We start from the raw sequence: 5,265 nt of genomic DNA, 5'->3' as shown, positions 1-5,265 counted from the left end.
CTTTATCAAGATTTTTACCCTGCTCTAACATGTCTATTGTTATGCCTACATCCCAATCGCCTTTAGCACTTCCATCACGGCGTTGAATAAATGGCTTTAGCTTTACGTCAAAACCAATCGCACGCAAAATATTTTGAAACTGATTTTGCTTTTCATCTCCTCGATAAATAGCATACGCAAAAGCACACTCAATATTGTATTGCGCCTCCATCATTCGCCAAAACGCATTGTAGTCAAAATTTTTCCCGTAACTCTCACGGCACGTGTAATAAATATTTTGCACATCAACAAAAATACCGACCCGTGGTTTCGTGCTTTGCTGCTCGTTTTGTAAAGTCATTTAGTGTCCTAGTGAGGATTAATAGCAATAAAAGTAACGTTATAAAATAAGTGTACCTTGCAATTTATATTTAAGTAACCTAAATTAGTTACATACCCTTATGTAACCAATATTGGTTACATATTAAAAAGTAACCATTTTGAGATTTTTATGATTGGTGTGATCAGCGGCGATATTATTAAATCGCAAACAATCCCTAAGCAGCAATACGATGCCATGCTTTATCAACTAGAGCAAAGTTTGCGAAACATTTCGGGGGAGCAAACACTTTGGAATATATACCGAGGCGATGCCTTTCAGTTACAAGTTAATAATCCTGAGCTCCTTTTTAAAAATGCCATACTTGTATATTTACACCTTAAATCGTCAGGTTATGAACTACGACAAAGCTTGGCGCTTGGGCAAATAGATAACCCACGCAGCGATATAAAAACAGCAACCGGTTCTGCTTTTACTCTTTCGGGGCAAGGCCTTGATAAAATAGGCAATCAACGCTTTGTTTTTAATATTAACGAGCAGCAGCTCGATGAAAGCTTAAATCTTAATTTAGCCTTTGCTGACGTATTGCTCACTAAAATCACACAAAAACAAGCAAATGCCCTGTATGTCTATTTAACATCACCAGACAACAGCCACGCGGCACTGGCTAAAGAGCTTAAAACAAGTCGCGAAAACGTAACCAAACTACTAAATTTAGCGCACTACCAACTTATAGAGCGCTTTATTAAGCACACACAACACGTTATAAAAAATATAATTAAAGGAGGTGAATAATGGAATTTTCACTTTTACTGGTCGCGCTTATTATTGGCCACTTACTCGCTGATTTTTACTGGCAACCTATGAGTTGGGTAAACGACAGAAATACCCGTCACTTTAAAGCCAGTAAGCTTTATTTTCATGTACTAGTGCATGGTGTAACAAGTGCACTCATTATTACCCTGTGGGAATACACATTCGGGTGGCAGCAACTAAGCAGTGTTTTAATTGCCACGGCGAGCATTATGCTGAGCCATTACTTTATTGATATAGCTAAATCGTATTCTAATAAAGGCGTGGTGCCTTTTTTACTAGATCAAATAGCGCACATACTCGTTATTATTGCGCTCAGTATTTGGCTAACTGATAATAATAGCTTTATGGCTGCAATTAATAATATGCTCACTGATCCCAACATACTGTGGGTGGTATGCGGTTATTTAATTATTTTAAGTCCCAGCGCAGTATTTATAAGAATGATGTTAGAGCGTTTAACAAGTAACTTTTCAAGTACTGGTAGCTTACCACTTGCAGGGCAAAGCATAGGTATGTTGGAACGCGTACTTATGCTGAGCTTTATATTGCTTGATCAATTTGCAGGGCTGGGTTTTTTACTTGCGGCAAAGTCGGTATTTAGGTTTGGTGATTTAAGTGCAAGCAAAGATAAAAAACTTACCGAGTACGTCATGCTCGGCACATTACTTAGCGTAAGTGTTACTTTATTTGTAGGTTTAGGTATTAACTATTTAATCAGGCAGGCAATACAGTAAGTACAAATTACAGGCAATAAAAAACGCGCTGCTTCTATTTAATTAAAGAAGGGAGCGCGTTTTTTGTATCAGCATTTAACTAAATTCTAAATTAATTAAACGCTAGTGCAATCACTAATAATGATTAATCGTTATTTGTGCGACGACGGCGTTGGCCATTACCGCCAACAGATTCACGCTTTGCCCATGGGTTTTGCGCGCTGTCATCTGTTTTAACAGCTGGCTTTTTAGAACCACCACGGCGTGGGCCGGTACCATTACCACCATTGTTCGGCTTTTTACTGTTAGGCTTGCTGCTATCAGATTTAGGCTTATTAAAAGGCTGCTTTTTCTTAGGCTTTTTAGCCGGCAGTGGGCGAGCATCTAATGCGCGTTCAGCTACTGGGTTAATAGGCTCAAAACCGTCTTCTTCAGCACGCGGTATAAGCTCACCAATAAAGCGTTCAATACCGTATAAATCAACAGCATCATCAACCGTTACAAACGAAATCGCATGACCCGACGCACCAGCACGGCCTGTACGGCCAATACGATGAACATAATCTTCATATACGTTTGGTAAGTCGTAGTTAACAACATGCGGTAATTCAACAATGTCTAAGCCACGTGCAACAATGTCTGTTGCTACTAATACGCGTACTTCACCACTTTTAAAACCATCAAGTGCTTTAACACGTGCGCCTTGTGATTTATTACCATGGATAGCCGCGCCTACAATGTCATCGCGTTCAAGTTGTTTAACTAAGCGGTTAGCACCGTGCTTTGTGCGGCTAAACACTAATACTTGTTGCCAATCGTTAGTGCGAATTAAGTGGCTTAGCAATGCTGTTTTACGTGTTTTATCTACCGCGTAAACGCACTGAGTAACACTTTTTGCAGTGGTATTTTTTGCTGCAACTGAAATTTCAACTGGGTCATTAATTAACCCTTTTGCTAATGCACGAATTTCATCTGAAAATGTAGCCGAAAACATCAAGTTTTGACGTTTAGCAGGCATTTTAGCAATTAAGCGTTTAATGTCGTGAATAAAGCCCATGTCTAACATGCGGTCAGCTTCATCGAGTACAAGCACTTCAACGCTATCAAATTTAACTGCATTTTGATTATGTAAGTCGATTAAACGACCCGGCGTTGCTACTAAAATATCAACACCTTTACGAAGACGCTGCATTTGTGGGTTAATTTTAACGCCACCGTAAACTACAAATGAACTCACATCAGAATGCTTAGCGTACTCTTCAACGTTTTCGCTTACTTGCAAAGCAAGTTCACGTGTAGGCGTTAAAATAAGCGCACGTACGTGATTGCTTTTAGCTTTAGGACCCGACGACAAGCGCTCAATAAGTGGTAATGTAAAACCCGCTGTTTTACCTGTACCTGTTTGCGCTGCTGCCATAACGTCACGGCGTTCAATAATTGCAGGAATTGCTTGAGCCTGAATCGGCGTTGGCGTTTCATAGCCCTTTTCTAAAACCGCATTAACCAAAGACTGTGATAAACCTAAACCTTCAAAACTCATATAAACTCTCTTTTAAATAAGGCTACATTAGCCAGTTGCGCGCATTATACCTGTAGTAGCTAAGAATGCATGCCATTATTTACGTTATATGCAATTGAGCATAGTTTATTAAAATTAAACCTGTGATTAAGTTGCTTAAAAATGCAAAAAACGGCCATAGGCCGTTTTTTGTTTATACTTAATTACTCTAAGTATTAGAGTTACTTAACACCTAACTCACGCAAACGTTCTTGCAAGTAGCTATCTGCCGTGTAGCGCTCTGAAAGCACAACATCTGGATGCGGGTGTAAAAATAACGGTAATGAAATACGCGATTTAGTAGATGCTTTACCCGTTGGGTTAATTACACGGTGAATTGTCGATGGGAAATACCCGCCCGACGCTTCTTGTAGCATGTCGCCGATATTAATAATTAAGCTGCCAAAATCACATGGCACGTCTAACCAACCGCCATCTGTTTTTTGAACTTGTAAACCAGGCTCATTAGAAGCTGGTAATACAGTTAATAAATTGATATCGCCATGGGCTGCTGCGCGAATAGCACCAGGCTCTTCATCACCCGTCATTGGTGGATAATGTAGGATACGTAACAATGTTTGCTCAGAATCGGCAATCATGTCTTTTAAATCAATTGAAAACTTAGCACGTACATCAGCTGGTGCTTCAGCCTGAACCCAGCTTAATAATGTGCCAGCAAATTCACTTGCTAAACGGTAGTATTCACGTACATCAGCTTCAAGCTGGGCAGGAACGCGACCTTTAGGGTACACATGAAAGTACTCTTTAATGTCTTTTATTGTAAAGCCTTTCGCTACTTCTGATACTGAAGGCGGAAAGTAACCGTCTTGAGTTTCTTTAGAGAATAAAAAGTCGTGCTTTTGCTCTGAGTTAAAAAAGTCTTGCCAATTTTTGTAAATAGACTCAACTAAAGACTGTGGGATTGGGTGGTTTTTTAAAACGCCAAATCCAGTATTTCTTAACGATTCAACAAATTGTGCAGCCGCATCGGGAGCTTTATAATCAACAGTAGGTAATTGCATTGTACGTTCCAGTGAATAGGTTGTGTGAAGTGAGTTGCTTTTAATAGTGCTAAATTACTTATATAAAGTAGCAAAGCCTTCATTATGGCGCTATGCGAGGATAGACAAATGACCTCAAAAACATAAGGACATATGTCCGCAAGGCATAGTCACTGTCACTTTGCTTGATCAAGATCAACTAATAAAAAACGTTGAATTTGCAAGGTTTAGTAACTATCTCTGGTTTATTATTAGAATATATTTTATTTGTGTAAATAAGGCTCCCCATGCGACAAAAAGTATCTTTTAAAAGCGGCGATTTAGAACTTGCCGGCCAACTTGAACTTCCCTCTGGTGACGTTAAGTTTTACGCGCTATTTGCACACTGCTTTACATGCGGTAAAGACATTGCAGCAGCTACACGGATTAGCCGTGCACTCACACAACAAGGTATCGCCGTACTGCGTTTCGACTTTACCGGTTTAGGTAATAGTGATGGTGATTTTGCTAACAGTAACTTTTCATCAAACATTCAAGATTTAGTATCTGCGGCAAATCATTTACGTGAACATTTTGCTCCGCCGCAACTACTCATTGGCCACAGTTTAGGCGGGGCAGCCGTTCTTGCTGCTGCTGAGCATATTCCTGAAGTATCGGCTATTACAACCATTGGCGCACCGTCAGATGCGCAGCACGTAGCGCATAACTTTGAAGCACACCTTGATGAAATTAACGCATCAGGGGAAGCTAAAGTTAACTTAGCTGGTCGTGAATTTACCATTAAAAAGCAATTTATTGACGATATAGCCAAGTACGATAAAAGCCACATAAGTAAACTTAAGCGCGCATTATTAGTAA

Annotated in this window: 6 protein-coding genes; 3 read left to right on the top strand and 3 right to left on the bottom strand. The window is 39.8% G+C overall.

From position 1 onward, the window contains the following. Positions 1–340, bottom strand: a 340-nt coding sequence (locus H5072_RS11180; RefSeq protein WP_182693558.1) for an NYN domain-containing protein, incomplete at its 3' end; no start/stop codon positions are given. Positions 341–490: 150 nt separating this feature from the next. Between H5072_RS11180 and H5072_RS11175 the strand changes: the two genes are divergently transcribed. Together H5072_RS11175 and H5072_RS11170 are read left to right on the top strand one after the other, a co-directional pair. Further along, entirely contained in the window at positions 491–1,114 is a 624-nt protein-coding gene (locus H5072_RS11175; RefSeq protein ID WP_007586990.1) for a hypothetical protein, read from the top strand. Then, positions 1,114–1,869 (top strand): DUF3307 domain-containing protein, encoded by a 756-nt coding sequence (locus H5072_RS11170; RefSeq protein WP_182693557.1) that lies wholly within the window; start codon positions 1,114–1,116, stop codon positions 1,867–1,869. The genes H5072_RS11175 and H5072_RS11170 overlap by 1 nt, the downstream gene beginning before the upstream one ends. Before the next feature lie 124 nt (positions 1,870–1,993). Here H5072_RS11170 and H5072_RS11165 read toward each other — a convergent pair whose 3' ends face one another. Beyond that, positions 1,994–3,388, bottom strand: coding sequence for a DEAD/DEAH box helicase (locus H5072_RS11165; protein WP_182693556.1), 1,395 nt, complete (start codon positions 3,386–3,388; stop codon positions 1,994–1,996). Between the two features lie 200 nt (positions 3,389–3,588). After that, a complete protein-coding gene (locus tag H5072_RS11160) occupies positions 3,589–4,428 on the bottom strand; it encodes an isopenicillin N synthase family oxygenase (protein WP_008172584.1) in 840 nt (279 codons plus the stop codon). A 266-nt stretch (positions 4,429–4,694) separates the two neighbouring features. Here H5072_RS11160 and H5072_RS11155 point away from each other — a divergent pair. Beyond that, positions 4,695–5,265: alpha/beta fold hydrolase (locus tag H5072_RS11155; protein WP_182693555.1), on the top strand; the 571-nt coding region annotated here is incomplete at its 3' end.

It is taken from the genome of Pseudoalteromonas sp. SR45-5, from assembly GCF_014163565.1.
Taxonomy (GTDB): domain Bacteria; phylum Pseudomonadota; class Gammaproteobacteria; order Enterobacterales; family Alteromonadaceae; genus Pseudoalteromonas; species Pseudoalteromonas distincta.
This window is presented reverse-complemented; position numbering and strand designations above follow the sequence as displayed.